Consider the following 5,719-nt stretch of genomic DNA (forward strand, 5'->3'; position numbering starts at 1 on the left):
CCTTACACCCTGTCCGAAGGGCAGTGACAGGATTATATTAATAGTTTCTGAGCAGTTTAAGCCGCTGCTCAGAATTCTTTGTGTCTTTTTGTTGCTGATTCCTTTTATAGCAACTTGAAGCCGAAGTTATTCAGAACTTCACGCAAGTTCTTGCATCCTTTTAAATAATCCAATGTTGCGACTCGCTCGGCTGATTGTGCTGACCAATCACCAGGGACATTCATCTTTTGTTGAGTGTAGAACTGTTTCATGATGTCATTGTAGTGAGCGATCGCCTCATCTTGTTCTCCCAGTTTATAAGTTTCTCGATGTAGTATAACCGACTGAGGCAGTCGTGGCTTAATTGCTGGTTGGACTTCAGGATTCGGATAACCCACACACAACCCAAACACAGGGAACACAAAAGATGGTAAATTCAGTAGTGTTGCTACCTCTTGCGTGTTGTTGCGTATTGCGCCAATATATACTGTTCCTAAACCAAGGGACTCAGCAGCAAGGGTGGCATTTTGCGCTGCTACAGAGGCGTCAACTATTGCTTTCATCAATAATTCTATGTATTCCAAAGCAACATGAGGTAGTCCGCGACTGTCAGCAATATGAGCCAGACGACCTAAATCTGCTAACCAAACCAAGAATAAAGGAGCCTGCTTGACCTGTGCTTGGTTATTGGACAGCCTGTATAATTCTTCTTTACGTTGTTCATCTTCAACGGCTACCACACTCCAAGTTTGCAGATTAGCAGAACTAGCAGCAGATTGAGCAGCTGCAACTAATAACTCTACGGTTTTCGGTGGTAGAGGATCAGATAAATAAGACCGAATTGAACGGTGAGACAGTAGCGTCTCTAGGAAATCGTTCCAGGGAAGATCGTAATTGAAGGGAATTTCACCGTAGCGCGATTGCAGCAATTCTGTAGGATTTGTCATGGTTAACTTTTAACTCCAACATGTTCTTTGAGTCACAAAAAACTTTAGGAATGAGAACACCTCAACTCTTGTTGAATCGTTCAGTCAAATGTTCTCCAACTCGCACGCGTATTGGCAATGATTGTCAAAGCTGGACTAATCTCCCACTTTTGTTTCATTGCCAAATATAAATAAGGACAAACAAAACAATCCAGATAACATCAACAAAGTGCCAGAACACAGAGGTTGCATTTATACCAAAATGACCTGTGTCGTAGTTACCTGGAATGAAAGAGCGACCAAAAACAATAATCTGCAACAAAATACCAGTGAGAACGTGTAAACTGTGGAAGCCTGTTAGTAAATAGAACATTCCACCAAAAACTCCTGTGGTAAAGCCAAAGGAAAGGTGGCTCCACTCGATCGCTTGTCCTACTAAAAAGTAACTTCCCATTGCGATCGTTAACGCAAGAAACTGGCGAAATTTTGTCAAGTCGTGGCGTGCAAGGGCGCGTTCTGCCAAATAAATGACAAAGCTACTGGAAACAAGAATCACCGTATTTATTGCAGGATCTTTGGTTTCTAGTCCGGAAACACCAGGAGGTAACCAGTTAGGAAGTGTTGTTTTGTAGACAACATATGCTGTAAAAAAACCGAGGAAAATGAAAGTCTCTGAAAGCAAGAACACAGTGAAGCCGAACATTTTGCTGCCTTCTTCATCATGAGCATGCTCATGTGCGGAATGCTGTAACTCTTTTGAAGTGATCGAACTGTTCATTTGATAAATTCTCACAGGTTGTTAGTGGTTGGTAGTTAGTGGAAAAACAAATGATGTACAAACGCTTTCATCAGAGCGCGTCTGTACTACTAATCACTAACGCTCTTGCACCAATGGTTCAGATTTTCCGTAGGCGTAGGGTTCACCAATAACAACTGGAATTTCGTCAAAGTTCTCTACAGGAGGTGGTGAAGAAACTTGCCACTCAAGTCCAATGGCTCGCCAAGGATTCTTGAGTGCTTGCTGGTCATGCATCCAAGAACCAATCATATTAATACCAATTCTCTATGAAGTTGCACTTAATAAAGCGGAGGTGATGTAATCCCATCCACAAATTGAAGCGTTAAGCGTAGCTCTGCCTACGGCAATCGCTTCGGATGAGATAGAATCAAGAACCTGTTTTAATTTCCGTCTTAAGTCATCTAAATTTGTACAATGTTCCCAAGATAGTTTGTACTTAATATGTTCCCATAAGCCTTCGATGGGGTTAAGCTCTGGACTGTTGGCGGGCTGAAAAATGGGAATAACATTATCTGGCCATTTTAAGTCCAAGGATTTGTGAAAACTGCCATTGTCCATTTGTATCAAATTGAGTGCGTCAGGATATGCTTTTGAAAAAAGGTCTAAGAAATCTTGAAAACACGTACCATCAAGGTGAGAAAACTCCCAGAAAAAACTATCTCCAGTTGCTGGTTCAACCACACCGTACAAATAAAAGTTTTTTCGTTGCCAACTAACGATGCCTTCAGGCTTAACTCCTTTGAGGGTAATTTGACGCCCAGTAAGGGTTTTGAGTCCCAATCGACTTTCATCTTCACACCAATAACGTACTGGTTGATCTGTTCCTAAATAACGCAATAATACTTGGATTATTTCTGGCAGTTTTTTTTAAATGCGTCTTGGACTTCAGGCAAAGCCTTAGCACTGCGGGGGCGGGGTACTTTCAATTTGGCATTGAGTTTGTAACGCACAATTTTGTGTACAGTCTTGTACGCAACTACAACCTGGTACTCTTGAGTGAGCCACTCTTGAATTTGGCTATAACTTCTGAATCCTTGAGGTTGACTTAAGCGTTGATGTAGTTGAGCGATCGCTGTTTCTGGAATTAAACCTGGCTTTCCTGGGGCTGTCTTAATTTCGAGTAATGCATCAATGCCTCCTTGCTTATATCGTTTCAACCATCGGTACACTGTTGATTCGTCTCGTCCAAGCTGTTGCGATAGTTCCTGTCTTGTAGCGTTAGCGTTCGCGCAGCGTGTCCCTTTGGGACTCAGCGTGCCGCAGGCATTCGCTTTGGTCTTAATCCAATACAGCATCTGCAACCGTTCCTTAGTTGTCGCTGTTACCGCACGCCGCAATCGATGTTGTAGCTCTTCGAGGCTCTCATCTACTTCGACTCGAAAGTTATTTCCCATAACCTTAGATAGACAGTTTCTACTTCTACTAATTTAGTGCATCTTCATGGAGAATTAGTATAACTCCTAACACTAAACAACCACAATCTTTTGACTTCTATAACGACTCAGGTTGAACTTAAGATCTGTCTACATAACAGCAGCAATTTTCATTTTGGAGAATGATTTTCACACAAGAGCTTCATTTTGATAAGTAGAAGCTCGCACAGAATGAATATAGAATTGCAGCAATTATCGTTATGCTTTTTCAACAGGTGTTTGGATGGAACTCCAGCTCAAGCCCCTAAATCATGAAGTTCAGTAGACTATTTTAGTAATCGCAGTAGAGATAATGAGGTAAAGCTTGCAAGTCATCACAAAAAGTCCTAAAGGGTTGGTCAAATGCTGACTGAGTTGGTATTTTTCATGCGTGAAGTCAAGCAGAATATGAAACAGAAACTTGTGAATTAAGTCTTCGGTAGCCTGGTGAATCACAAACTGCCTGCCACAGTCTTAACACTTGAAATTTAGTTTCCCGTTATGGATTTTACCATTAGAAACTATGTATTGAGAGCCACAGTTTGGATAGGTGAGGAGTGCTTCTGACATCGATGCAATTAGAATCAATTACACTGTATCCTTACCTATTTAGGACTATTGATTTCCCATATATAAAGAATATCATACATCTTGCCAATTTACTTGCGATTGTCAATTTTTTTGCAAAGAGTATTCGTGGTTACAATTAATCAAAAATTAGAAGATTCTCAACCAACAATTACGTTTTTCTTGTATTGTTTCGAGGTTAACAGTTTTGATCTGAATTTATATCTTAATAAGACCATCAATTGTCTATAGTTTGTGCAAATACCTCGCGATGCTTCAGAGGAGCCACCCCTTTGGGGCGATCGCAGTAACGATTGAGTTCAGCGGCGGCTAATAACTTTTGTATTTCACCAGTAACCTCCATTCCGCCACTGTAACGATTTGTTATGCCGCGAGCTGTGCAATTCCCAGAGTTAATAATTCCATTGATTAAGAATAACGAACTGGTTTTTAAGCACATAGCTCATCGCCTCAAGATTGGAGATTGCTGCAACAATTGACTGATAGCTCATGTTTTTTGATGAGTCCGAGTTTTGATAGACTGCCAAAATACCTGGATGAACTGGTTCAGCTTGATGAAGTTGCTCAAAGTCATCACAGTTGCGAGTCAGCACCACTAACCCTTGTTGCCTAGCGTAATTAAATACGGTTGAATCTGGGCAACTTCCTAAACCTGCTTCATTGACAGTGATTACATCATGCCCTGCTGTGCGAAGCAAATTGAGCAGATACTTTGCTTGAGAGTCCTCATCAAGCAGCAGTTGTAGGCTCAAGAGAAATTCCCTTTGTTTCTAAACGATACCTTTCCTCATCTGCCTCTAATTTCAGCAGTTCCCGATTATTTTCGCAATAGTTAATAGCCTCGTGAATAGCTGCCAAGGGTAAGTCCCAATTTTCTGCTGCTTGTTCGGCTGACATTTTATTGGCAATCATATCTTGCCAAACGGTTGAGACAAGCAACTTACGCCCTTTAATATATAGTTGTCGTCGCCAAGGGTGAGGACGTGTGACTAAATATTTCCAATCTTCTGTTTGGCTATCAGTTTGTAAAGATTGAATCAGGGCACTAATCAGGGCAAGGCGATCGCTCACAGACAATTTGAAAGCTTGTTCTTTGAGTTCTTGTAGTGACATAAAAGCGTTTCTTAACAGTGCTTATGTTCATTCTAGACAGGAACCTTCTTGCCGCAACTTGGGCAGAAAGCATTTAAAGCTTCAAGCTTAAATCCACAATGACGACAAAAACTAGCCGGAGCGACTTCAAGCTCACTGTATTCACGGAATTGAAAAGGTAGTATACGAGTCGTATTACTTTGTTGAATTTCCGTCTTTCCCGTAAGCCATATATCAGTCCATGTTAGAGAGTAACGGTTACTCGTTTCTCCACTCAGTTCAATTTCGTATTCTATTGTTTCGCTTTCTTGATATTTTCGTCCTTGTGCCTTCTCAATCTCGCCACGAACCACCGTTTTTATTATGGGTTGCAATCCAAGTTCGATTTCAATTCCAGAGGAAAACTGCCAGTTAATGTCTATACTATGCTCGATCACTCTTGAACGCTTTACGGTAATGGTGACTCCTTGTGGAACATTAATTACTTCATTTGCAACTTGCACTCTTTTCTTTTCTGTTGACCTATGAACTTTTACGGTGGGCACCTCCGTAAGGTTCTGTGGATGATTGTTAGATGTGTTGCAAATAGGAAATCTACGTTGGCATTTTCGACATTCAATATAGGTATCACGTTCTAATCTCAACTTCATGGGAACTGGGGTTCCATCACTTTTTACAAGCTTAAGAGTCCAGTGAAATACACCGCATTCTGGGCACTTGCTGGTCAACTTGAAATGCTTGTACTCTTTAGAAATATCTGGAGACCAAACGAACATGGGGGCGTATTCTTTATCCATGATGTTTTGTTTTCGCTTTATGCTTCGTTGCTGCATCAAGCAAGAATTTCAATTTTTACCAACCAAACTAATAGGTTATCAAGTTTGTTTTGAGGAATAAAAAAGATGTAATGTGAAGAAGAAGGA

8 protein-coding genes and 1 pseudogene are annotated in these 5,719 nt (G+C 41.0%); all 9 read right to left on the reverse strand.

The window, feature by feature from the left end; genetic code table 11:
• Nucleotides 1–104 precede the first annotated feature (104 nt).
• The 9 genes and pseudogenes from DP116_RS26595 to DP116_RS26625 all read right to left on the reverse strand — a co-directional run bounded on the left by DP116_RS26595 (nucleotide 105) and on the right by DP116_RS26625 (nucleotide 5,593).
• Nucleotides 105–926: an NADPH-dependent oxidoreductase gene (locus DP116_RS26595; RefSeq protein ID WP_169158000.1), complete on the reverse strand. Its 822-nt coding sequence runs from the start codon at nucleotides 924–926 to the stop codon at nucleotides 105–107.
• A 154-nt stretch (nucleotides 927–1,080) separates the two neighbouring features.
• Nucleotides 1,081–1,683 carry a cytochrome c oxidase subunit 3 gene (locus DP116_RS26600; RefSeq protein ID WP_169158001.1) on the reverse strand — a complete coding sequence of 201 codons (603 nt, stop codon included), beginning with the start codon at nucleotides 1,681–1,683 and terminating at the stop codon, nucleotides 1,081–1,083.
• A 96-nt stretch (nucleotides 1,684–1,779) separates the two neighbouring features.
• Nucleotides 1,780–1,959: pseudogene (locus DP116_RS26605) on the reverse strand (cytochrome c oxidase subunit I); the annotation flags it as partial.
• Nucleotides 1,960–1,968: 9 nt separating this feature from the next.
• The gene (locus DP116_RS30830; protein ID WP_422614242.1) at nucleotides 1,969–2,541 is read right to left on the reverse strand and encodes an IS630 family transposase; all 573 of its coding nucleotides are present in this window, start codon (nucleotides 2,539–2,541) and stop codon (nucleotides 1,969–1,971) included.
• Between the two features lie 11 nt (nucleotides 2,542–2,552).
• Nucleotides 2,553–3,098 (reverse strand): helix-turn-helix domain-containing protein, encoded by a 546-nt coding sequence (locus tag DP116_RS30835; protein WP_422614243.1) that lies wholly within the window; start codon nucleotides 3,096–3,098, stop codon nucleotides 2,553–2,555.
• Nucleotides 3,099–3,921: 823 nt separating this feature from the next.
• Nucleotides 3,922–4,047 (reverse strand): hypothetical protein, encoded by a 126-nt coding sequence (locus tag DP116_RS30065; protein WP_281357482.1) that lies wholly within the window; start codon nucleotides 4,045–4,047, stop codon nucleotides 3,922–3,924.
• 49 nt (nucleotides 4,048–4,096) lie between these two features.
• Entirely contained in the window at nucleotides 4,097–4,456 is a 360-nt protein-coding gene (locus DP116_RS26615; RefSeq protein ID WP_246275812.1) for a DUF5615 family PIN-like protein, read from the reverse strand.
• The gene (locus DP116_RS26620; protein WP_169158002.1) at nucleotides 4,434–4,817 is read right to left on the reverse strand and encodes a hypothetical protein; all 384 of its coding nucleotides are present in this window, start codon (nucleotides 4,815–4,817) and stop codon (nucleotides 4,434–4,436) included. The genes DP116_RS26615 and DP116_RS26620 overlap by 23 nt, the downstream gene beginning before the upstream one ends.
• A 32-nt stretch (nucleotides 4,818–4,849) precedes the next feature.
• Complete coding sequence (locus tag DP116_RS26625; protein ID WP_169158003.1) at nucleotides 4,850–5,593, reverse strand: zinc ribbon domain-containing protein; 744 nt, start codon at nucleotides 5,591–5,593, stop codon at nucleotides 4,850–4,852.
• Nucleotides 5,594–5,719 lie beyond the last annotated feature (126 nt).

The organism is Brasilonema bromeliae SPC951 (assembly GCF_012912135.1).
GTDB lineage: Bacteria > Cyanobacteriota > Cyanobacteriia > Cyanobacteriales > Nostocaceae > Brasilonema > Brasilonema bromeliae.